The sequence below is a fragment of the Brevibacillus borstelensis genome (assembly GCF_003710865.1).
Taxonomy (GTDB): domain Bacteria; phylum Bacillota; class Bacilli; order Brevibacillales; family Brevibacillaceae; genus Brevibacillus; species Brevibacillus borstelensis.
In genome coordinates, this window is sequence record NZ_RHHO01000017.1 from 29,974 (window position 1) to 51,733 (window position 21,760).

Here is a 21,760-nt window from a genome sequence, read left to right on the forward strand (position 1 = left end):
AATAGTGGATAGCACTCAAGGCCAAAGAGTGCTAAAAAAGATTCGCTATCGCGATCGCTACATCGATGAACCAAGTTTCCAGGGAAGGGAGAATGTCCAATGGAAAAGAAGCAATTTCAGGCGGAATCCAAGCGGCTCTTGGAAATGATGATCAATTCCATTTACACGCAAAAAGAGATTTTTTTGCGCGAGCTGATTTCCAACGCGAGTGACGCGATCGACAAGATTTACTACAAAGCGCTGACTGACGAGAGCCTGGTCTTTGACAAAGACAGCTACTATATCAAGGTCATTGCCGACAAGAAAAACAGAACCTTGACCATCCGTGATACCGGTATCGGCATGACGAAGGAAGAGCTGGAAAATCACCTCGGCGTCATCGCCAAGAGCGGCTCTTTGGCGTTCAAAAAAGAGAACGAAACGAAAGACGGCCATGCGATCATCGGCCAATTCGGCGTCGGCTTTTATTCCGCATTTATGGTGGCGGATGTCGTGACGGTGATCAGCAAAGCGCTGAACGGCGACGGCGCATACAAGTGGGAGTCTTCCGGAGCGGACGGCTATACGATTGAGCCGTGCGAAAAGGAAACGGTCGGTACAGACGTCATCCTGAAGATCAAAGAAAACACGGAGGAAGAGAGCTTCGACGAGTTTTTGGAGGAGTACCGCCTGCGGGCGATCATCAAAAAATACTCCGACTTTATCCGTTATCCGATCAAGATGGATGTGACCGGAAGAAGACTGAAGGAAGGCAGCGACAACGAGTACGAGGAGTACCAGGAAGAACAGCGGATCAACAGCATGGTTCCGATCTGGAGAAAAAACAAGAGCGAGCTGACGGATGAAGACTACGAGAACTTCTACGCGGAAAAGCATTACGGCTTCGACAAGCCGCTCGCGCATGTCCATATCAACGCGGATGGCGCGGTGTCCTATCAGGCCATCCTGTTTATCCCGGAGAGCATTCCTTTCGACTATTACACCAGAGAATATGAAAAAGGCCTCGAACTGTATGCCAATGGCGTATTGATCATGAACAAATGCGCCGATCTGCTCCCGGACCATTTCAGCTTTGTCAAAGGAATGGTAGATTCGGAAAGCTTGTCTCTCAATATTTCCAGGGAGATGCTGCAGCATGACCGGCAGTTGAAGCTGATCGCGAAAAACATCGCCAGCAAAATCAAAAGCCAGCTGCAAAGTCTGCTGAAAAATGAAAGAGAAAAGTACGAGCAATTCTATAAATCGTTCGGCAGACAATTGAAATTCGGCGTTTACAGCGATTTTGGAAGCCATAAGGATGTCCTGCAAGATTTGCTCATGTTCTATTCGTCCAAGGAGAAAAAGCTGGTTACGCTCGATGAATATGTGGCGAGAATGCCGGAAGAACAGAAATACATCTACTACGCCTCCGGGGAATCGAATGAACGGCTTGAAAAGCTCCCGCAAACAGAGCTGGTGGCCGAAAAAGGCTATGAAATTTTGTATTTCACCGACGACATCGACGAGTTCGCCATCAAGATGCTGCAAAAGTATAAAGACAAGGAATTCCGTTCCGTATCGAGCGGCGACCTGGGCATCGAAGCGGATGATAGCCAAAGCGCCGACGAAGCCGAGAACAGCGAGAACAAAGAACTGTTCGACTATATGACCAGCCTGTTGGCGGGCAAAGTGAAAAAAGTAAAAGCATCCAAGAGATTGAAGAGTCACCCTGTCTGTTTGTCGACAGAAGGGGAAGTGACGATCGAAATGGAAAAAATCTTGAACGCCATGCCGAACAACCCCAATGTGAAGGCGGACAAAGTGCTGGAAATCAACGTTCAGCATGACGTGTTCCAATCGTTGAAAGACGCCTATGAAAAAGACAAGGAGAAGCTGAATCTGTATACGGCTCTCTTGTACAATCAAGCCCTTTTGATCGAAGGCCTGCCAGTTGAAGATCCGGTTGAATTTACAAATGATATTTGCAAAATCATGGTTTGATGAACGTGACGCAAAACGCTTGGGGTTCTGAAGTGGCCTCAAGCGTTTTTTCGTTTTCCCATTATCATTTTGTTATCATTGTTCATCTATTGATCGGGAATGCGCCCTGACCTATGATGTAGCTGTCGCGACGAAGGAGGAGCGCATGTACGGCCAGTAGACCGGCCGGCCAATGTCGGCCCTCTTCTGAGCGACCAGGAAAGGAATGCTATCATCATTCAATAAAGCAGGGTGAATGGACAGTGAAAAAACAGGTATGGACGATGGCTGCCTTCTTTTTCATCTTGGCTCTGGTTGGATGCAGCAAGCAGGAAGAAAACCCCGAGGATGTCGCGCAGTCGTATCTTTCCGACTGGCAGCAGCAGCATTTTTCAGAGATGTACGAACAATTGACCCCCGAGGCAAAAGCCGGGATGACTGCCGAAGAGTTCGCGCAGCGCTACGAGAAAATCTATGACGGGATCGAAGCAAAGAACCTTTCGATCGAGAAGATCTCCGTGGAGCAGCAGCCCGCTGGCAAAGACGAAGCGGAAATGACCGTCCCTTATCACGTCAAAATGGACACGGTTGCCGGTCCGCTGGATTTCGACCATCAACTAAAGCTCAAAAAGACCGAGCTCGACAAGGAAACAAAGTGGCTGATCGAGTGGGAGCCCTCGCTTATTTTCCCGCAAATGGAAAAGGGAGATAAGGTGCGGGTGCAGACCATTAAAGCGGAGCGCGGCGAGATACTGGACAGACACGGAAACGGCTTGGCGCTAAACGGAGCAGCTCTGCAGCTTGGCATCATTCCGGGGAAGCTGGGGGAGTCCGCGGAAAAGAATAAAGCGGAACTGGCTGAGAAGCTGGGCATCAGCGTGGAGGAGATCGACAAAAAGCTGAGCGCTTCCTGGGTCAAGCCTGATTTATTTGTTCCCATCGCGTTTGTGGGGGAAGAAACCGCAGCGGAATACAGAAATGTCCCTTGGGTGAGTTTCCAGGATAAAAAACTGCGTGTCTATCCGTATGGCGAGGCTGCAGCGCACCTGACCGGATATATAGGCGAGATGAGTGCCGAGGAACTGAAGCGGCACAAGGATCGGGGCTATCGCATCGGCGATCAAATCGGAAAAGCCGGCTTGGAACAAGTATTCGAAGACCGATTGAGAGGAAAAAACGGAGCGGTTATCGCCGTTGCCGATGAAAAAGGCAAGCAAAAAGCGGTAATTGCCGAAACGAAGGCTGTTCCGGGGGAAACGATCAAGCTGACCATCGATGCAAGCCTGCAGCAGGCCATCTACGACGAGGTAAAGCAGGAGTCGGCATCTGTCGCGGCTGTTCAGCCGAAGACGGGCGAAATTCTTGCTTTGTCGAGCAGCCCGTCATACGATCCGAATGCGTTCATACGCGGATTGTCCAGCCGTCAATACGAGCAGTGGCAGAACGATCCCCGGAATCCTTTTTTGAACCGGTTTTCAAAGGGGTATTCGCCCGGCTCCTCATTTAAAGTCGTCACGGCTGCGATCGGTCTGGATATAAATGCCATTGATCCCGGCGAAGAGAAACAAATCTCCGGGCTGACGTGGGCCAAAGACGGTTCGTGGGGCAACTATTTCGTCACGCGCGTCCATGCGGCGAAATCCGTCAATCTGCTGAAGTCTCTCATTTATTCGGACAACATATACTTCGCGCAGGCAGCACTGCAGATCGGTGCCGAAGCATTTGAAAAAGAGAGCGCCAAGTTCGGAATAGGCGAAGCATTGCCCATTCCCTATCCGTTTAGCAAGTCGCAGCTTTCGAACAGCGGCATCCAGAACGAAATTCTGCTTGCGGATACCGGCTACGGGCAGGGGGAAGTAAAGATGACCACGCTTCACGTCGCATTGGTTTATTCGGCACTCGTGAACGAAGGCAATATCCCTCGCCCCCTGCTGCTGGAAGATGGCAAGACAAAAGAGCCGGGCATCTGGAAGGAGCAAGCCATGACTCCCGAGACAGCGGCGCTATTGAGAAAAGACCTCATTCAAGCGGTCAGCAGCCCCGATGGAGTGGGACACGGCGCATATATTCCGGGGAAATCCATCGCCGGCAAGACCGGGACGGCAGAATTGAAACAGAGCAAAGACGCGGACGGCCAAGAAAACGGATGGTTTGTCGGATTTGATGCCGATGCTCCGGAGCTGCTGTTGTCCATGATGGTCGAAGATGTGAAAGGACGCGGAGGGAGCAGTGTCGTCACGAAGAAGGTCAAGCGTATCTTTCAGCAGGTGTTGAAGAATGCGTCGTAAAGCACAATTGTCGGGCAAGGGAAAGACTCGAACGTCAACAAGCAAGGACCGGTGAAGTGCACCGGTCCTTTGATGATGTCAAGCAGCAGCTATTTAGCAACGGGAATGGGCTGGCGCCTGCGATTCTGTCTGTTGTGGCGGCAACAGCTTCAATATGTAACCTTTGCCTCTGATATTTTCAATAGTGACGGCGTGATTCGTTTTTTTGCGGATTCGGTAGAGAAGAGAATTGATTTCCTCCGAGCTGACGGAGGGAAGCAACGGGTCTGCCGGCCGCTCCGGCCATACATAGCGAATGATTTCGTCTTTGCCGACAAATTGCCGTTCCTTGCGCAACAAAAGCTCCAGACATCTGTATTCCTTTTCGGAAAAGTGAAAGCTGCGGCCATGAATCCAAATGATCTGTCTCACAGGGTCCTCCTCCAGAGGGGTACTGCCTTGCAGGAACAAGGGTTTAAAGTCCAATGTCTCTTCCAGATTTACCGGAGAAAAAACAAGAGCAACCATCCCCCTTGCAAATGAAATGCTGTCGGAGGCTGCGAGAATCGTCGGCACAAAGGGCATCAGCCGCTGCCCATTGACTTCTGTTCCATGCTTGCTGTCCAAATCCATAATATAGTAGTGATCGTTTTCAAAGGAAATCGATGCCTGTTTTCGAGAGACGTAGACGTTGTCAAATGCGATATCCGGTTCCCATGACCCATCTTTTCTTCCCAATAAGGTGCTGGATTGCAGAAGCCGAAAGGTTGATCCCCCGTCAAAAGGAAATCCGCGGATGACAACCAATTGTGACGGCAAACTCACAATGGATAACCTCCTTCTGATGATCAATGGATTTGCTTGTAAAAGTTATATTCTTTCATAGTACGACAGATCGTGATAGAATGTTTCATTGAGTTTTGTGAATCGGTATCCAATCGATTATGAAAGACGCCAGCATTCGCCTCCGCCCTGAGGCGGCTTTTTTGCTTCCGGACACTTTGGCCACAGCAGCCAACGTGGTTGCTATTCTTTGGTTGCATTTCCAAAAGGCTATCATGTAGCCCTTGCAATGCCATGAGGTATGCTGGTTATGTGTGCTGCCTTTCACAATCTTAGTCAAACATCACGGGAGCCTGTGGGGTTTCCGTGGCAGGGGGTCCTAGCTTTGCAGTCCAACATGAATTGCCCCAAACAACCATTAAATCGTGCAGCCTCCTCCAGATATATTTCGGTAAAGATGAAATTTTGGATCAGTCAATTGATTGCCGTTTCCTGGATGACCCTTTCAATTGTCCTGTCTTTGCCATGGGTCCATGATCTGGAGCAGTACATACCTTCGTTCGTCGCTTTTGCCGTGATTGCGGGCATCTCTTACATACCGGGATATATGAATGCATTTATGATTGCCAGTCTGCTTGTGGATCGTCAACCGACCTTCAAGACGCTCGCTCCGAAAGAAGACATTACGATTGTGATCGCCTGCCGGAACGAGGAAAAAGGGATCGGAGAAACGCTCAACCAGATCGCCAAACAAGACCACGAGGGCAAGATAGACGTCATCGTAGTAGACAACGGCTCCATCGACCGAACGGCTGAAGTAGCGAAAGAGCTCGGCAAGCAGCTCGGCTTGGACATTCTGGTTGTTGAAGAGACCAGAGCCGGAAAGCATCACGCGCTGAACCGGGCCCTTCCTTTGGTGACGACCCGGTATGTCGTGACACTAGACGCCGATACGCTTCTGCATCCCCAAGCGATCCGCTATATCGTTGCCCGCATGCTGTCTGCGCCCGCAGATGTCAGTGCTGTGGCCGGAGCGGTGCTCGTTCGCAACAGCCGCGACAATTTCCTTTCAAAAATCCAGGAATGGGATTACTTTTTGGGTATTGCCAGCATCAAAAGATTACAAGGTTTATACCAAGGGACGCTTGTAGCACAGGGGGCCTTTTCCCTCTACGAAACGGATGCGATCCGAAATATCGGCGGGTGGCCGGATGCGATCGGAGAAGATATTGTGTTGACCTGGCGTTTGCTTGGCACCAACCAAAGAGTCTTCTTTGAACCGCTGGCCGTGGCTTTTACCGATGTTCCCACCACCTTCAAGCACTTTTTCAGACAGCGCAGCCGTTGGGCCAGAGGAATGATCGAGGCGTTGAAAGTGATAAAGCCGTGGCAGCAGCCGATTATGTTTGCCCGGTTCTTGACCGGCTACAACCTGCTCATGCCCTATCTCGATTTCGTGTACACGTTTTGCTGGCTTCCCGGCTTGGTCGCGGCCTTCTTTGGGCACTACTGGATTGTCGGACCGATTACCCTCCTCGTCCTGCCGTTGGCGCTTTTGCAAAATATGATTTTGTACCGCTACCAGAAATACGTCTTTCGCACTCTGGATCTGAAGATCAGACGGAACCGCTGGGGCTTTGTTGCATTTGTGCTTTGCTACCAGATGATCATGAGCCCGGTGTCTGTTTGCGGATATTTTCAGGAGTGTCTAAAGCTTGGCCGGGTCTGGAAATAGGTTTTTTTCCATTGAACAAAGCGAGTTTTTAAAGAAGAGAATCCGTTTTTCGACCTCACTTCTCGGTGAGGTTTTTTCTTTGCGAAAGTTAACTCTATTTCCACCTTTTGTTATAATCAATTCAACTCCTGACCACCCTTTTGAGGTTCCTTTGAAGCTTTTTGCCATTTTCAGACGTGTGCCTCTCCCGGCACACGTTGCGGCGCTGTATGGGGAGATCGGACCACATGCTGCTTGAAGGATTGGTGAAATGCTAGGAGCAAGGAAAAAAAGCCATTTCTTGATCACGGAGGCACACATATGGCGCAGCATTTTATCGCAAGCATTCCGGCCAGCTTTCTGTTTGTTTTTGGAGCCGCACTTTTCTATTTTCAAGATCGGTTCATGGTGTTGCCGCTGGCGATGTTTACTTTCCCAAGGGTACTTTTCCTGGGAATTCCCATGGCTATTGCGATTGACTGGTTGTTGAAGCCTATCGGCAATACGAAGCCTGTCAAGCGTTTTTTCATAGAAAGCCTGCTTTATGTAATCGCAGGTGTAGCCGCTACAGGGATTCTGTTTCTGATAGTGACGGGAAGATTTGTGCCATTTTCTTTCAAGTTCTATCTTTTGGGAGCATCTGCTTCGTATGTATACTTTTTGTGTCTATCGTTTGTCCGCTTAAAAGGTAGCAAAGCATCCTGTTCTAGCTAGATTTATAAAAGCGATGTTTGTCAGGAACAGTGAATAACAGGAGCAGGGTGTGCCAAGAAGAACGCATGTCGGGTGCTATATCCTTAAAGGAAACCTGCTGCTATCATTCTATGTTTATATCTTCTAACTTATGCGAGCCGCTCTCTCAATATTTGATCAGGGAAGCCGGAGAACCTGTGAAGAATATTATCGGAAGAAGAATCTTTGACAGGGAAGTGAAGCGTATCAGAAAAACAGTCATTTTCTTGCTCGGCGTCGCTGCTGTCATGGTCATGTTTGTTTTCGGCCTGGGCAAAGAGAATCCGAAAGCAACGATAAAAGTAACAGTAAGCCATTTATCGAAAGAAGAGCAGGATGCGGCATCTGTCCCGGAAGCCAACAAAAAAGACCTCAGAAAACTTGAGGTCAGCGTACGGATCGATGACTCGAAAAGTGCAACGGACAGAAAGATCGAGCTTCCGTATCTGTCGACAGTAATCAAACAGTTCGACCAGTCGCGGGTGATTTCCACGAGTTCATTTGAACAAAACAATGTTGGCTCGGAGCCTTTTGCGATCTCGGAACAATCCGTCATCTTCGATGCGAGAGGATTGGATGAGGAGGCGATTCGGCGCATGTTTGAAACGTCATATGCGGTTGTAAGCTGGACATCAAAGGACAACGCAAAGACATACGACAGGTTCTCCATCGGAAATTTGCTGCATGTCCAGCAGGAACCGTAAATCCGATGCAACCAGGCGGAAGCTGCAAAAATGGTGATTTGAATGCATCAAAAAATAGCAGCTTGTTTTCCGCAAAAATAGCAGCTCTCTCTCTTCAAAATACTGACTCGCCTGCTGCATGGACAGGGGGCAAACGATAGCGTCTCGTGCCGCACGATCAGCGGAAAAAGGAGAAAGCGCCATGTTCGTTCGTCTCGATAATATCCCGCAATGCCTCTTCCAAATCGGTAAACCTGAATGAAAATCCCGCATCGAGCAGCTTTTTGGGGACGCAATTCCTCCCGGTCAAGGCAAGGCTGGGCTCTGTTCTCATGACCAGGTAGGCACCGAGCCATACCAATGGGGCCGGAGCAGGAGGAGCCCATCCCTTGTTCATGACCTTCCGCAATGTCTGCATGAATTCGCGGTTGGTCACAGGGGTGGGGCCGGTTGCGTTGTAGGTTCCCTGCAGTTGTTCGTTTTGGATCGCGGCGAAAATCATCTCGTTCAGATCATCGACGTGCAGCCAGCTAATGTATTGGTCGCCCGAGCCGACGGTGCCGCCGAGGTTGTATGTTACGAGGTTCATGAGCGGCTCTAGGGCGCCCCCGTTTTTCCCCAAGGCGAAGCCGATCCGCAGCAAAACTTTTCTCGTTTTTGGAAGCTCCACCGCAAAGAAGGCCTCCTCCCACCGTTTGCAAACCTCCACGGAAAAGCCTTCCCCGTGTGGAGCTTCTTCGTCGCAAAGCTGGCGGGTATCTCCAAAAATCGCAAGGGAGCCCGCCTGGACAAATACGGGAGGCGGATTTTTGCATGCCAGTATCGCATCTGTCAGTGCTTTGACAGAGGAAAGTCTGGACTGGATAATTTCCGCTTTATTTTTCTTGGTGTAGATACAATTGACGCTTTTTCCGGCAAAGTTGACAACAGCTCGGCTGCCCTCGAGCTCGGCCGCCCATTCGCCGACCGCAGCCCCGTCCCAGGCAACGTACCTGGCATGCGGATTGTTTCCGGCGGCGCTGCGTGAGAGGATGACAGCTTCATAGCCTTTTTCTGATAGAAAGGAAGCGAACGCGTTCCCCAAAAAGCCGGAGCCGCCAGCGAGAATGATTTTATTGCTCACAGAATTCACCCTTCCATGGGTTGCGTTTTTGATCGGATATAACGCGAAGCGTCGTAACAGTTGTACATAGTTGAGTATACCAAAAATTGGATAGATGCGGGGGCAGAGGCTCATCTCCCTCCGTTTTTGGGTTTTGGAGGGGAGACGAGCAGTGAAGATTGGATTGGTAAGGCATTTTAAAGTGAAAAAAGATAATCCGGGAATGGCGTTGCTGAGCCAGAAGGAAGTGATGCAATGGTTTGCGGAATACGACGAGGCCGATGTCAAGACGGGGGAAGTAGACTTGGGGGGAATTTCCTGGACGAGATGCTACGCCAGCGATCTGCCGCGAGCAGTCAAAACGGCCGAGACCATCTACGACGGGGAGAATATCCGGACGGCAGCATTGAGAGAGATACCGATCTACCCGGTTTTTCGCGGGGAAGCCAAAATGCCCTTCTGGTGCTGGGCTTTCATACTCCGCGTGGCGTGGCTGTTGAATCATCCGTCCCAGCTTGAGGGAAAAAAAGCTGTGCAAGCGCGGATTTCAACGCTTTTGGACGATATTCTCTTAAAGGGCGGGGAAGATGTGCTGATCGTCGGTCACGCAGCTTTCATGCTGTTCATGCGAAAAGAGCTGGTGAACAGAGGCTTTAGAGGTCCGGCGCTGCGGACAATCGCCAATGGACGCCTGTATGTGTTTGAAAAAGCGGAGGGATCAGAGATTGGCCTCTGATCCCTTGTAATGGTATTGCGGAAAAATGCGAACGCCGCTCATTCCACCGGAAACCAACCGGGTACACCGGCGATCATTCTCCAGAGGGAATCAGGTATGGCCAACCTGGCCTGATCATCCTTGGCAATCGTCGTCTTGATCTCGTCTTCTCGTCCATCGGCGATTTTTTCGATCCAGTCCGGCTCCATGATCAGTTCTCGGCCCAGTGCAATCAGCGGTATTCCTGTTTGCAAAGCACGAACGGCATCCTGTGCGGTGCGAATGGCACCTACACCCATGACGGGAACCAGATGGCCGACACGCTCATGGATGATCTGGATGCGCGGACGGTCATCGTCGATCCCGCGCCTGGGGACTGACCAGAAATCGTTGAGAGAAATGTGCAGGTAATCGAGCGGCTTTGCAGCCAGAGCCTCGGCAAAGGGCAATGTGTCCGCCATTGTAATACCGGGTGTTTCCGCTTCCTCGGGGGAGAGCCGGTATCCGATGATGAAAGGCTCTTTGGCGTACTGGCGGACGACCCGATGGACTTCGTCTACGACCGCCAGCGGAAACGCCATTCGCTTTTCCAGCGTTCCGCCCCAGCGGTCCTTGCGCCTGTTGGAATGCGGCGAAAAGAACTGTTGAATCAGAAAGCCGTTCGCCCCGTGGATTTCCACTCCGTCAAATCCTGCCTCGATCGCCCGTCTCGTCGCTTCTCCGAAGGTGCGGATGATCTCGACAATCTCTTCCTCGCGCAATTCGCGCGGGACTACGGCCCCTTCTTTTTCCATGGGGACAGCGCTTGCGCTGACGACATCGCCATTGGAGGCAGGGCACTGCCGGCCACCGTGGACAATTTGCAGAATGGCTTTGGGGCCGTGCTCCTTGATCGTGGAAGCAAGCCGGGCTAGTCCGGGAATCATTTCATCGCGATCGGCTGCTGCTGAACCGGGGAACCCGCCTTGAGCGCTGACAGTCGTGGATGCAGTGATCACCATGCCGACTCCGCGAGAACGGCGGCTGTAGTAGCTCAAATCATCGTCGGAAACGGATCCATCCGCGTTGGCGGCGGAAATGGTCATCGGTGCCATGCTGATCCGGTTCTTCAGCTCTACGCCGCAAGGAAGAACAAAAGGTTCGAAAATCGGTTGGAATCTATCGTTCATAGCATATATCTCCTTATCTGGATGATTCGATTATCGGTCTGTTCCTAGCAGTCTTAGTTATGATTATAACGGGGCTTCACTGACAGGGATTGTCAGTAAAGAGAACAAGCCCAGACTTTGCCACCAAGAAAAAGAAAAGAAACTGTTGTATAATACTGGATACTATCCCAAAACAGACAATTCATAAATGATAAGTAAAGAAAAAAGGAGAAAAACGAAATCATGTACCAAACCATTGCCAATGTAAGAGTGTGGGGGACCCCACTTGAAAATGCGGTATCGCAGGCCGTGACCTGCTCCAAATACGGCAATGTCGTCCAAGTATTGCTCATGGCGGACCACCACAAAGGATACTCACAGCCTGTCGGAGGCGTTGTCGTCTACGACGGACAAATCTCTCCTTCCGGCGTCGGGTACGACATCGCCTGCGGAAACAAGGCCGTCCGTACCGACCTCCGCTATGAGGAAATCAAGACGAAAATCCCGCAAATCATGGATGAGATCGCCAAAACCATTTCCTTTGGAATCGGGCGGGTCAACAACGAGAAGGTCGATCACGATCTATTCGAAGAGGAAGATTGGTACGTGTACAAGCAGATCGGCAAACACGAGCACGACTCCCTGAAGGCTTTGGCCAAAAGCCAGCTCGGTACCGTGGGAAGCGGGAACCATTTCGTCGATCTGTTCGTGGAGGAAGCGACGGGAATGGTGTGGATCGCCAACCATTTCGGCAGTCGCGGGTTTGGACACAAGACCGCCAGCGGATTTTTGAATCTGGCGAATGGGCGAAGGTTTTCGGACAAGGCACCGGGCGAGAGCATGGATCAGCCGCCGACGCTGCTCGATTTGGACAGCGAGCTGGGCGAGATGTATTTCAAGGCGATGACGCTTGCGGGCAAATACGCGTATGCAGGCCGTGACTATGTGATCGATCAGGTTTTAGGCATTCTCGGTGCGGAAACAACTTTCGAGGTTCATAACCATCACAATTTCGCCTGGAAGGAAATGCATGACGGCAAAGAGTACGTGGTCGTCAGAAAAGGGGCGACGCCATCAGCGCCGGGTCAGCTTGGCTTTATCGGGGGCAGCATGGGTGATTTGTCCGTCATCGTGAAAGGAAAGGATTCACAGGAAAACAAGGAGGCCTTTTACAGCACAGTGCACGGAGCAGGTAGAATCATGAGCCGTACCGAGGCGGCCGGCAGGATGAATTGGAAAACGCGCAAGCGCAGCGGCGGCAAAATTACCGTGGAGCAGATGAAGCGGGCGATCAGCGAGTTTGGCGTGGAGCTTCGCGGAGCGGGAACGGATGAGAGTCCGTTCGTATACAAAAAGCTGTCCGAGGTACTGCGGGCCCATGAGGAGACGGTAGAGGTTTTGCATGTATTGAAGCCCATCGGTGTTTGCATGGCGGGTGCGGATGAGTTTGATCCGTATAAGGATTGAGTGTTCGTAAGTGTAAAGCGTTGTAAAGCATCGGACTTAGGGGGAGCTGTAGGGCTGTCCCTCCTTTTACATTTGCAGCAATATGGAAGGAAGACGGCTGATCACGGCCCAAGGAGCCAATTGAAAAAGGGAAAAGAGCAAATTTTGTGAGAGCAAGGAAAGCAGAGGATGCAAAGGGGGATGGGACACCTGTTGAGCCGGGGAAAACGCGGGTTTGTGTCCGCGGCTTATCAAGGTGTCCCAAGCAGGACGCTCTAGCGCGTTACCAAGCTACGGTACCGGAGAGAAATCCTTTTATCGCGTTTCCTTGACTATCCGTTGTCGAAATATAATACCATTCCCCGCTTTTCCCCAACGCCTGCACCGTAGTGTTTTTCGTCAGCGACCCGTTGGCGCTTCCAGAGGCAGAAGGAATGGCAAAGACGTAAGCCTTGTCCACTTGCACGGTAACATTCTTCGGCTGAATCGATTCGTACTGGGTGATGACGGTTTTCGGAATGTAACCGATGCGTCCGTCGGCAAAATGATAAGTAATCCATCCTTCAACCGTCCCATGATCCTGGGCTATAGTTCCGTACTCTACCTGACCGATCATATAATCATCATGCTGAACAGGTTGAATGTAAACCATTGCTGATTTGACGGCGATGATTGGTATGATGACAGGGGCAGGTGCTGATGACTGTTGCGGAGCAGGCTTCGGGGTCGACTTTGGAGATGGTGGGCTGCTCTTGCCAGATGAGCTTGAGCTCGACCCTCCGCTATTGTGGTAATGATACTCTCCGTATCGGAGTCCCCACTTTTCACAGTTGGTTCGACAGGTGTGGCCTCCATTCGCATCCGTTCTGCCCGGATGGGCAAATGAAGCCGGAAGAATCGAGAACGCCAAGACTAGTAAAAGAAGAAAGATGATTCCCTTTTTCAAAGAATATACCCTCCTTTTTCCATTTCTTCTATTATAATAGATTGCCTGTGCTTTTTGGGGAAAGTTAGCGAAAATCCGATTATTGTTCGAGAAAGGGGCAGGGCCGACCCAATCTATGCTATGCTTATCTCGTGTAAACCATTTCCAGTGAAGGTCGCCCCAACATAAAAAGGAGGATGATTGAGATGGAAACGACGGCCACACCATGCCCCAAATGCTATGCAACGGAATGGGGAAAGGGAAAGCAAAGCGGGTATGCCTCCATAGCCCCCATGAACAAAATCTTTTCTACCAATTCTGCTGTGATCCATATCATTTGTACGAGCTGCGGATACATTCTGGAAAGCTATGTGGAAAAGCCGGCCAAGTTCCAGGAGTAGCACATGAAGCGGCTAATCAAAAAAGCCTCGCCAGGACCATGCCAAAGACCGAAAGCCAACATTTCTATCATATACCGGAGGGCTAATCATTGAAGAGAGTAGATGTCGCATATACGCTGTTATTTGACGAACAAAAAAATCAGGTGCTCTTGGTCTTCAATAAACGAGGAAGCTGGAGTCTGCCGGGAGGAGCAGTAGAGGCAGGGGAGACTTTGCGGGAAGCCGCCATCCGTGAAGCGCGGGAAGAGACCGGTTACGAGGTGAACGTGTCCAGAATCGTTGCCGTCAATGAAGCGTATATCGGAGATGAGCACGTCCACTTTATTACGTTTCGCGGCGAAATTCTTCAGCGCCCTGAGACGATTCCTTACGATTCTGAGATTTTGGAAGTCAAATGGGTGGATCTGGCTGAGGCGGATCGTTTGCTGCCTTACCATCCTGATGGTGTCTCCGCCCTGCTCCGTGGAGCAGGAGCTGACTATGTGATTCAAGGGGAACCGCAAGAGTAATCGAGCCAGGAACGATTGATTGTCGAAAAAGGTAAGCTTAACGCAATTGAATTGGCTCATCAGTCCGTGGATTTCGGCTAAGCCGTAAGCGTTTGAGAAAAAAGGGACATCCCCACCAGTGGAGATATCCCTTTCTTTTGTTGGTATGCATGAGCTTGTTGTGTTTCGCTACAGCTTGAACCGTCCGACGAGAGTCTGCAGACGGTCTGCCATCTGAGACAAGGACGTAGCGGAGGAGGCAATCTCCTCGATCGAAGCGAGCTGCTCTTCGGAAGCAGCCGAGGCTTCTTGCGTACGGGAAGCGGCTATTTCCGCCGAGCTGGTGATCGTTTTCATGGCAGACACCAATTGCTCGGCCGCGTCGGCTATTTGCTGCATGGCGCCGGTTACTTCCTGCATGCTTTGATCGACGGTCTGGACGGATTGTTCGATGTGGGCAAAGGAACGCCCCGCCTTGCTGACAGCGGCTAGCCCTTCTTCTACACCTGACGTTGTTTGGGCCATGGACTGCAGAGCTTGACTCGTCTCATCCATGACGGCGGCGATCAAGCGGGAGATTTGGGTGGCTGATTGGGCCGACTGCTCTGCCAGCTTCCGTACTTCATCTGCCACGACAGCAAAACCTCGTCCTTGTTCTCCTGCCCGCGCGGCTTCAATGGCGGCGTTGAGAGCCAGCAGGTTGGTCTGCTCGGCAATTCCGGTGATGACATCGAGAATGCTACCGATCTCCTGGGAGCGATCGCCGAGCCCTTGGATGACGTCTGCCAAATTGCGAACGGCAGAATGAATGTCATTCATCTTCTGCTCCGCATCCTGGATAACCGCTTCCCCGCTGCAAGCCTGCTCCGAAGCTTCTGCAGTAAGCGAAGAGACCCGCTCCGTGTTCTCTGAGACCAGATGAACGCGCTCTGACAAACGGGCAATGGTGGCGGACGCCTGTTCAACGCTTTGCGCCTGCTTGTCTACCCCGGATGCGACATCCTGCATGGTCAGGGAAATTTGCTCCGTCGCACCGCTCGTCTGACCGGCACTTGCCGTCAGTTGCTCCGCCGCCGCGGCTACTTGTTCGGAGCTGCTCGCTACCTCCTGCAAAAGCTCGCGCAGAGTATCCTGCATATGTTGGATCGTCTGTCCGAGCCGGCCGAATTCATCCCGAGTCTGAATGTGTACATTCTCCGTCAGGTCCCCCTGGCTGATTTTTTCGGCGACCTGCATCATCTTGTTCAAAGGAATCGTGATCGATCGGATAATCGCATAGACGAGGATGGCTCCCAGCGCGATCGAGAGGGCCATGACGAGCAGGGTACGGTACCAGATCGGCTGAACTGCTTGCTCGATCTCATGGGTATACATAATTCCTGCGATCTTCCAGCCTGTAAGAGAATTGGTTGCAAACAAGATGTCTGCAGCTTGTCCTTCGATAGTTGTACTGAAGAATCCTGTCGCTTGCTTTTGCAGCGCTGTGACCCAGGAATTGTCCGCTTCCGAACCGCTTTTTTCCGTCGGATGGACGATGTATTTCCCCGTTTGATCGATTAGAGTCGCATAGCCTTCATCTCCGATGCGAATCTCGCAGGTGAGCTTTTTCAAATTGTCGAGATCCAGATCAACGGCCACCACACCTGAGCCGTCCCGCAGACTTTGTGTAATCGTCACAACCATATCGCCCGTAGTAGCAGCGATGTAGGGAGCGGTGATCACCGCTTTTCCTTTTTGGGCCATTGCTTGCTGATACCAAGGTCTTGTGCGCGGATCGTAGCCGTCCGGCAGTTTTTTGCGGGGGGACTGAATCATGGAGCCGCTGTCCGTTCCCACATAGACGCTCACTAATTCAGGATGGAGGCTGTGGTACTGATCCAACCGGCTTCTGACCAGAGGACTGTCGTCTCCCGCAAAATCCTGCTTGTTGATGTGCGCAGAGAAATAATCCACATCACTTATTTTGGGGGAGATGGTATCGTGGATGAGGAGACTGAGCAGCTCCACGTCCTTTTGGGCACCGCGGAGAACCTCCTGCTCCATGTTTTGCTTGGCGCTTTGAAAGGAAAATCCGCCGATAGCCAGGCTTGGTATGATGAGAAGGAGGGCGAAGGATAGAATCAGCTTTGAGCGGACCGAAAATCCTCTGCGGTTTTTCATGGTGTCTGACATGCATGATTTCCCCTTTTGAGAACGAATTTTATATATAACAGATAAAAATCAACTAAATTAAAATAGCATAGCTTGGCAAACTTGGAAATGTATCGTGTCACTTTCTTTCTTTTCAGCTTATTCACTATCGTCAAACATAAAAACCTGCCCGTTTATCCTTCGATTCGGGCAGGTTCGAAAAAGCGGTGGGAGCAAAAGACTTTTTCTCTTACGATGAAGTGATCGTCCCTCCGTTTACGTGGAGGACTTGGCCGCTGACGTAGCTGGAATCGTCGGAAGCAAGATAGACGTAAGCCGGCGCCAGTTCAAACGGCTGGCCGGCCCGCTTCATCGGAGTGTCCAGGCCAAAGGACATGACTTGTTCTGCCGAAAAGCTGGAGGGAATCAGCGGTGTCCAGATCGGACCGGGGGAAACGGCGTTTACCCGGATGCCTTCACTGACCAATGACAACGAGAGGGAGCGGGTAAACGACACGATCGCACCTTTGGTCGAGGAGTAATCGATCAGCTCCTTTTGACCTTCATAGGCAGTGACCGAGGTCGTATTGATGATCGCACTTCCACGCTTCATGCAAGGCAGGGCTGCCTTCGTCATGTAAAAGAAAGAGAAAAGATTGGTGCGGAACGTGTTGTCCAATTGCTCGTCGGAGATGTCGAGAATGCTATTTTGCGGATACTGAACAGCGCAGTTATTGACAAGGATGTCAAGCCGGCCGAATGTTTCGATGGTCTGGCCGATGACATCACGGGAAGTCCCCGGGTGACGCAGGTCTCCTGCGATGGACAGACAACGTCTGCCAAGCTCCTCGACACGCCGTTTTGTTTCGGCCGCATCCTCGTGCTCGTAAAGATAGGCAATGACAACATCCGCACCCTCTTTGGCAAAGGCGATGGCAACGGCCCGTCCGATACCGCTGTCTCCTCCGGTAATGACGGCTACCTTGTCCTGCAGTTTGCCTGATCCGATGTAGCCCGGGTTTTCGGCTATCGGCAAGGGAACCATCAAATACTCCAGACCAGGCTGACGCTCCTGGTGCTGAGGCGGAAATGCAATCGGCTTGGTCTCGCATTCGGTACGGAAGGAGTAATAGGGGTACATGGGAAACATGCGCATTCCTCCATTAGGCGTTTACCTTGACAATGTATTCCTGCCGGTGAGGGGTGTGCAGACGGAAATGTCTTTGGACAGAAGAAACGGTTTGCTTTTTGAAACGTCAATCACATAGAGGAAAGACGGGAGGAGAAAGTCCGATGCGGCAGCAATGTCACATTTGCAATGAATGGCTCGACCATAATCTTCAATGCAGTTGTACCCGGAAAACGGGGAATAGCCACTACAACAAGGACGACAGGCAATCCGGCTGCCCCAAATGCGGGGGTACATCCGCAACGGTCACGGAAATGTCCGCGACGGGAGGGACGCTGTCACGGGTGCTGAATATGCAGTACCAGCGCTTCGATGTGGTGAGCTGCAACGGCTGCGGCTACAGCGAGTTTTACCGCAAGGATGCGTCGCTTCCCCGGGATGTTCTCGACTTGTTTTTCGGCTAGGAACAGCAGGAGAACTCCGGTGGCGAATGGCGGCATTTTTTCAAACCTGTTAGACGAGGGGCGAAATGCGATTGACCTGATTCAAAATTAGCAGAATCGCGAGGAGATAAGGATGACGTTAGGCGGCTTCAAAAGCGGATTTCACGCGCAAAAGGTACCGCGCTCCGAGGCAAAATGGGAGCAGTTTTTAATCTGCAACCACGATTGTCCCGACATTATTCAGCTAGTTTCACATGTATCGGGAGAGGTTGAATTCGAGCTTTGCCTGATAGAAGCGGCACGGATGGGGAAGGTGCTGCTGGAGGCTGCGGGCGTTACTTGCGAAAATGCGAGCAGAACAGAGGAGAAGCACACATGAGGCTCATCCGAATGTCGCTCTGGATCGTTTTGGCAGGGTTTTTGGCAATCGTACTGTACCAATGGGTTTTCGGTTTCCAGAATCACATCGAGCTGACAATCCAAAACAAGAGTGGAGGCGTGGTGGAGGGAGCAGAGCTTCGCTTTTTTGACGGGGTGATCAGCGTTCCCAAGCTGGAGCCGGGGACATCCTTTCAAGCTGTCATCGACATCAGAGACAAGACTGGTGAGAGCAGCATTTCTTTTCACTATGCCGGTGAGAGTCAATTGCCTCCGAGCGGCGACAGCTCTACTCCTGCCGGGGAAGACAAAGGGATTACGCTGGCAGGGTACATAGAAGGCGGACAAAACAAGCTGTACAGGGGAAAGATCAAATTGACTCTCCTCCCCGATCGGCAGTCGGAGGTATCTGTAAAAAAACCGCTTCTGTCCATTCTGTAAAGGACCAAAGCATGCAGGAGGGTTCATGATGTGGATGGAGTGGGATCAACTTTTCAATCCCAAAACGTTCGATATGAAAGAGGAGCACTACATGGTAACGGATGGCGGGGAAAATGGACCGGGACCGCAATCATTTTTGGGACAAAAGAGCGAGACGTGTTGAAAATCATGTATGGATAAGCCCAGCTTGGGGGCAGCTTATATGGGCATAAAAAAACGGAGCCGCACGTTGCGTCTCCGTTTTGGTCGTTTCAAGTAAAAGTGGGAAATTGAAATCATAGCACTCCTGTGTTACAATGAGGAGTGATTGCACCTCGATATCAGAACAACAAAATATTATCCCAATAATATCTTATCACATGGAATCCCTTTTGTCAAACCCATCTTGGCAAAGAAAAAAGGAGCAGGAAAGGGGAACGCGCATGAGCATGTCGGACCAGAGCAGACACGAAGATCAAGGAAGACTGGAAGATCAGGTCAAAGGGCAGGAGGATCGAAAAGAAGCAGAGGACCGACAGGAAGAACAGAAGCGGGTGGAGCAGGTTGTAGGCGTGATCTCCCGGCGCATTGAATCTCTTGAACAGCATGTAAGCGATGTAAAGGAAGATATTGTCCACATCCGCAAGAACTTTTGGGAGGATGTGACCGTCAACTTCGACGATGCTATCGAAGCAGTCGAGACGTATGCCAGCATCAAGCAGCAGGCTGAGGTTCTCTCCGAGCGGGAGCGGCTGCACCGGCATGCGAGCAATCAGTTGAAAACACTGGTTCGTTTGCAAAAATCTCCGTACTTTGGCCGCATTGATTTCCGCGAAGACGGGGAGAAGACTGCGGAAAGGATTTACCTCGGGATCGGCTCGCTTCTCGATGAAAATGAAGTGGAGTTTCTCGTGTACGATTGGCGTGCCCCTGTTTCCAGCCTGTACTACGACTATTCCCCAGGCCCGGCGCAATACGAAACGCCAAGCGGTCTGATCAGCGGCACCATGGAGCTGAAGCGGCAATATATCATCCGCGACGGCGTGCTTTGCTCGATGTTCGACACCGGCGTGACGATTGGCGACGAGCTGTTGCAGGAGGTGCTGGGCAAACAGGGCGACGGTCAGATGAAAAGCATCGTCGCCACCATCCAGAAGGAGCAGAACAAAATTATCCGCAACACAAGCAAACGGCTCCTGATCGTCCAGGGAGCAGCCGGAAGCGGGAAGACGTCTGCAGCGCTGCAGCGCGTCGCATATCTGCTCTACCGCTATCGGGGAACGCTCCGGTCCGAGCAGATCGTCCTGTTTTCCCCGAACCCGATGTTTAACAGCTACATTTCTACCGTTCTGCCCGAGCTGGGCGAGGAAAACATGCAGCAGACCACCTTTCAGGAATACGTGGAACACAGACTCGGCGATTGGTTCACGGTAGAAGATCCGTTCTCCCAGATGGAGTACATCTACACGGCAATGAACGAACCCGGATACAACGCCCGTGCGGAGGGAATCCGCTACAAGGCTGGCGGTGAATGGCTCCGGGTGATCGATGCATACGTCGAATCGCTCCGAAATGTAGGAATGTGCTTCCGGGACGTGAAATTCCGCGGGCGTACGCTGATTTCCGCGGACGCGATCAAAGAGCGATTTTACGAGATGGATTCTTCACTGCGCATCCCTAACCGGATGAGGCTGCTGGCGGAATGGCTCTTAAGTGAGCTGAAACGGCTCGGGAAAAAGGAAATAAACCGTGCCTGGGTGGATGAAGCCATTGAGCTATTGGATCGCGATGATTATCAGCGGGTGTACCAAGAGCTGAGAGGCAAGAAACAGTTTTCGGGAGAGACGTTCAACGATTTTGACCGGGAACGGGAGCTGCTCGCAGTGAAGGTCGTGCAGGAGCATTTTGCCCCGCTTCGCAGGGAAGTCAAGCAGCTGCGCTTCATCGATCTTGCGGCGCTGTACCGGCAGTTGTTTGAAGATCCGCAGCTCGTGCAATCGCTCACAGGCTCTCTGGAGCTTCCCGGGCACTGGCCGGAGATTTGCTCGCAGACTATGGCGTGCCTGGATGGCGGGAATCTGTTCTGGGAAGACGCCACTCCCTTTTTATATTTGAAGGAAAGGGTGGAAGGCTTTCAAACGAATACAGCAGTTCGGCATGTGTTCGTCGATGAAGCCCAGGACTACTCCCCGTTCCAGTTTGCCTTTATGAAACGGCTGTTTCCCCATGCCAAATTGACTGTGCTGGGTGATTTGAATCAGGCGATCTATGCCCATTCGACGAGCGGCCAGGATTTTGCCGGGCTTGCGACACTGTACGGCGAGGAACATACCGAGAAAATCATCCTGACCCGGAGCTATCGCTCTACGAGGCCCATCGTCCAGTTTACCAGTGCCATGCTTCGCGGCGACAATGCGATCGAACCGTTTAACCGCGACGGGAAAAAGCCGACACTGACGAGGGTGTCGGATCAGCAGGATTTGGCAGAAAAAGTCGCAGCCCGGATTGGCGAAATGACGGCAGCAGGTCATCGCACTATTGCCGTCATCTGCAAAACGGCTAAGGAGAGCCGGGAAGCGTATGAAGCGCTGCGCGAAAAGGTACCGGTTCGGCTGATTGACAAAGAAACCGTCTCTTTTGAAGAAGGCTTTCACATCATCCCGGCCTACCTCGCCAAAGGGGTAGAATTTGACGGCGTTATCATTTACAATGCTTCCCGGGCGCAATACGGCCGGGAAAGGGAGAGAAAGCTCTTTTACACGGCTTGCACCCGCGCCATGCACGAGCTGCATCTGTATTGTCTGGGTGAAAAGAGTCCGTTTTTGGCGGACGCTCCGGCAGATGCTTATGTTGAAGTGTAAAGAAGAGAGAGAGAAGGTTTGTTCGCAATCGGATGA

20 protein-coding genes are annotated in these 21,760 nt (G+C 51.5%); 14 read left to right on the plus strand and 6 right to left on the minus strand.

Annotated features, from left to right (window positions below):
- Positions 1 to 99: 99 nt before the first annotated feature.
- Positions 100 to 1,980 carry a molecular chaperone HtpG gene (htpG, locus tag EDM54_RS09090; protein ID WP_003387888.1) on the plus strand — a complete coding sequence of 627 codons (1,881 nt, stop codon included), beginning with the start codon at positions 100 to 102 and terminating at the stop codon, positions 1,978 to 1,980.
- A gap of 242 nt (positions 1,981 to 2,222) precedes the next feature.
- On the plus strand, positions 2,223 to 4,247 hold the full coding sequence (locus EDM54_RS09095; RefSeq protein WP_412679382.1) for a penicillin-binding transpeptidase domain-containing protein: 2,025 nt from the start codon (positions 2,223 to 2,225) through the stop codon (positions 4,245 to 4,247).
- Between the two features lie 93 nt (positions 4,248 to 4,340).
- Here the strand turns inward: EDM54_RS09095 and EDM54_RS09100 are convergent, their stop codons facing one another.
- Complete coding sequence (locus EDM54_RS09100; RefSeq protein WP_003387887.1) at positions 4,341 to 5,051, minus strand: FHA domain-containing protein; 711 nt, start codon at positions 5,049 to 5,051, stop codon at positions 4,341 to 4,343.
- A gap of 355 nt (positions 5,052 to 5,406) precedes the next feature.
- Here EDM54_RS09100 and EDM54_RS09105 point away from each other — a divergent pair, with 355 nt between their 5' ends.
- From EDM54_RS09105 to EDM54_RS09115, 3 genes are all read left to right on the plus strand, one after another.
- Entirely contained in the window at positions 5,407 to 6,744 is a 1,338-nt protein-coding gene (locus EDM54_RS09105; RefSeq protein WP_122958170.1) for a glycosyltransferase family 2 protein, read from the plus strand.
- 300 nt (positions 6,745 to 7,044) lie between these two features.
- A complete protein-coding gene (locus EDM54_RS09110; RefSeq protein WP_122958101.1) occupies positions 7,045 to 7,437 on the plus strand; it encodes a hypothetical protein in 393 nt (130 codons plus the stop codon).
- 176 nt (positions 7,438 to 7,613) lie between these two features.
- A complete protein-coding gene (locus EDM54_RS09115; protein WP_122958102.1) occupies positions 7,614 to 8,159 on the plus strand; it encodes a hypothetical protein in 546 nt (181 codons plus the stop codon).
- A gap of 157 nt (positions 8,160 to 8,316) precedes the next feature.
- Here EDM54_RS09115 and EDM54_RS09120 read toward each other — a convergent pair whose 3' ends face one another.
- Positions 8,317 to 9,261, minus strand: coding sequence for a TIGR01777 family oxidoreductase (locus EDM54_RS09120; protein WP_122958103.1), 945 nt, complete (start codon positions 9,259 to 9,261; stop codon positions 8,317 to 8,319).
- 151 nt (positions 9,262 to 9,412) lie between these two features.
- Between EDM54_RS09120 and EDM54_RS09125 the strand changes: the two genes are divergently transcribed.
- Positions 9,413 to 9,976 (plus strand): histidine phosphatase family protein, encoded by a 564-nt coding sequence (locus EDM54_RS09125; RefSeq protein ID WP_122958104.1) that lies wholly within the window; start codon positions 9,413 to 9,415, stop codon positions 9,974 to 9,976.
- Between the two features lie 38 nt (positions 9,977 to 10,014).
- On the opposite strand, the gene EDM54_RS09130 is transcribed toward EDM54_RS09125, so the two are convergent.
- Positions 10,015 to 11,124, minus strand: coding sequence for an NADH-dependent flavin oxidoreductase (locus EDM54_RS09130; RefSeq protein ID WP_031932283.1), 1,110 nt, complete (start codon positions 11,122 to 11,124; stop codon positions 10,015 to 10,017).
- 222 nt (positions 11,125 to 11,346) lie between these two features.
- Here EDM54_RS09130 and EDM54_RS09135 point away from each other — a divergent pair, with 222 nt between their 5' ends.
- Positions 11,347 to 12,570 (plus strand): RtcB family protein, encoded by a 1,224-nt coding sequence (locus EDM54_RS09135; RefSeq protein ID WP_174768845.1) that lies wholly within the window; start codon positions 11,347 to 11,349, stop codon positions 12,568 to 12,570.
- Between the two features lie 262 nt (positions 12,571 to 12,832).
- On the opposite strand, the gene EDM54_RS09140 is transcribed toward EDM54_RS09135, so the two are convergent.
- A complete protein-coding gene (locus tag EDM54_RS09140) occupies positions 12,833 to 13,495 on the minus strand; it encodes a YHYH domain-containing protein (RefSeq protein ID WP_024984427.1) in 663 nt (220 codons plus the stop codon).
- A gap of 185 nt (positions 13,496 to 13,680) precedes the next feature.
- Between EDM54_RS09140 and EDM54_RS09145 the strand changes: the two genes are divergently transcribed.
- Positions 13,681 to 13,875, plus strand: coding sequence for a hypothetical protein (locus EDM54_RS09145; protein ID WP_003387876.1), 195 nt, complete (start codon positions 13,681 to 13,683; stop codon positions 13,873 to 13,875).
- Positions 13,876 to 13,964: 89 nt separating this feature from the next.
- Entirely contained in the window at positions 13,965 to 14,384 is a 420-nt protein-coding gene (locus tag EDM54_RS09150; protein ID WP_003387875.1) for an NUDIX hydrolase, read from the plus strand.
- 168 nt (positions 14,385 to 14,552) lie between these two features.
- Here EDM54_RS09150 and EDM54_RS09155 read toward each other — a convergent pair whose 3' ends face one another.
- Together EDM54_RS09155 and EDM54_RS09160 are read right to left on the minus strand one after the other, a co-directional pair.
- Positions 14,553 to 16,535: a methyl-accepting chemotaxis protein gene (locus tag EDM54_RS09155; protein WP_122958107.1), complete on the minus strand. Its 1,983-nt coding sequence runs from the start codon at positions 16,533 to 16,535 to the stop codon at positions 14,553 to 14,555.
- Between the two features lie 208 nt (positions 16,536 to 16,743).
- Positions 16,744 to 17,643, minus strand: a complete 900-nt coding sequence (locus EDM54_RS09160) for an SDR family oxidoreductase (RefSeq protein ID WP_031932287.1) — start codon at positions 17,641 to 17,643, stop codon at positions 16,744 to 16,746.
- A 143-nt stretch (positions 17,644 to 17,786) separates the two neighbouring features.
- On the opposite strand from EDM54_RS09160, the gene EDM54_RS09165 reads away from it, so the two are divergent.
- From EDM54_RS09165 to helD, 5 genes are all read left to right on the plus strand, one after another.
- Entirely contained in the window at positions 17,787 to 18,086 is a 300-nt protein-coding gene (locus EDM54_RS09165) for a zinc ribbon domain-containing protein (protein ID WP_003387872.1), read from the plus strand.
- A 112-nt stretch (positions 18,087 to 18,198) separates the two neighbouring features.
- Positions 18,199 to 18,444: a hypothetical protein gene (locus EDM54_RS09170; RefSeq protein WP_003387871.1), complete on the plus strand. Its 246-nt coding sequence runs from the start codon at positions 18,199 to 18,201 to the stop codon at positions 18,442 to 18,444.
- Positions 18,441 to 18,884, plus strand: a complete 444-nt coding sequence (locus tag EDM54_RS09175) for a hypothetical protein (protein ID WP_003387870.1) — start codon at positions 18,441 to 18,443, stop codon at positions 18,882 to 18,884. The genes EDM54_RS09170 and EDM54_RS09175 overlap by 4 nt, the downstream gene beginning before the upstream one ends.
- Before the next feature lie 28 nt (positions 18,885 to 18,912).
- Positions 18,913 to 19,047, plus strand: coding sequence for a hypothetical protein (locus EDM54_RS26965; RefSeq protein WP_255320242.1), 135 nt, complete (start codon positions 18,913 to 18,915; stop codon positions 19,045 to 19,047).
- Between the two features lie 259 nt (positions 19,048 to 19,306).
- Positions 19,307 to 21,724: an RNA polymerase recycling motor HelD gene (helD, locus tag EDM54_RS09180; protein ID WP_304363370.1), complete on the plus strand. Its 2,418-nt coding sequence runs from the start codon at positions 19,307 to 19,309 to the stop codon at positions 21,722 to 21,724.
- The last annotated feature ends 36 nt before the right edge of the window (positions 21,725 to 21,760 follow it).

Bases quoted from the DNA above. Each gene is read 5' to 3' on its own strand.
- htpG (WP_003387888.1), top strand. From the start codon at position 100: ATGGAAAAGAAGCAATTTCAGGCGGAATCCAAGCGGCTCTTGGAAATG.
- EDM54_RS09105 (WP_122958170.1), top strand. From the start codon at position 5,407: ATGAATTGCCCCAAACAACCATTAAATCGTGCAGCCTCCTCCAGATAT.
- EDM54_RS09110 (WP_122958101.1), top strand. From the start codon at position 7,045: ATGGCGCAGCATTTTATCGCAAGCATTCCGGCCAGCTTTCTGTTTGTT.
- EDM54_RS09130 (WP_031932283.1), bottom strand. From the start codon at position 11,124: ATGAACGATAGATTCCAACCGATTTTCGAACCTTTTGTTCTTCCTTGC.
- EDM54_RS09135 (WP_174768845.1), top strand. From the start codon at position 11,347: ATGTACCAAACCATTGCCAATGTAAGAGTGTGGGGGACCCCACTTGAA.
- EDM54_RS09145 (WP_003387876.1), top strand. From the start codon at position 13,681: ATGGAAACGACGGCCACACCATGCCCCAAATGCTATGCAACGGAATGG.
- EDM54_RS09155 (WP_122958107.1), bottom strand. From the start codon at position 16,535: ATGTCAGACACCATGAAAAACCGCAGAGGATTTTCGGTCCGCTCAAAG.
- EDM54_RS09160 (WP_031932287.1), bottom strand. From the start codon at position 17,643: ATGTTTCCCATGTACCCCTATTACTCCTTCCGTACCGAATGCGAGACC.
- EDM54_RS09165 (WP_003387872.1), top strand. From the start codon at position 17,787: ATGCGGCAGCAATGTCACATTTGCAATGAATGGCTCGACCATAATCTT.
- EDM54_RS09170 (WP_003387871.1), top strand. From the start codon at position 18,199: ATGACGTTAGGCGGCTTCAAAAGCGGATTTCACGCGCAAAAGGTACCG.
- EDM54_RS09175 (WP_003387870.1), top strand. From the start codon at position 18,441: ATGAGGCTCATCCGAATGTCGCTCTGGATCGTTTTGGCAGGGTTTTTG.
- EDM54_RS26965 (WP_255320242.1), top strand. From the start codon at position 18,913: ATGTGGATGGAGTGGGATCAACTTTTCAATCCCAAAACGTTCGATATG.
- helD (WP_304363370.1), top strand. From the start codon at position 19,307: ATGAGCATGTCGGACCAGAGCAGACACGAAGATCAAGGAAGACTGGAA.